Here is a 210-nt window from a genome sequence, read left to right on the forward strand (position 1 = left end):
AGGGTTTTCAAAAGAAAGGCGGCGGATCGAGGCCAAAGGCCGACACGCTGCACCAATAAAAAAAGAAAGCCCAGCTTTTTCAAGCTGGGCTTCTAAAAGAAAGGCGGCGACATACTCTCCCACATAACTGCAGTACCATCTGCGCAATCGGGCTTAACTTCTCTGTTCGGAATGGGAAGAGGTGAGCCCCGACGCAATAACCACCTTAAG

Annotated in this window: 1 rRNA gene; it reads right to left on the reverse strand. The window is 50.5% G+C overall.

Annotated features, from left to right (window positions below):
• Positions 1–98: 98 nt before the first annotated feature.
• Positions 99–208: ribosomal RNA gene (gene rrf, locus B2741_RS06370) — 5S ribosomal RNA — on the reverse strand.
• Between the last annotated feature and the right edge of the window lie 2 nt (positions 209–210).

It is taken from the genome of Flavobacterium sp. UBA7663, from assembly GCF_002483315.1.
GTDB lineage: Bacteria > Bacteroidota > Bacteroidia > Flavobacteriales > Flavobacteriaceae > Flavobacterium.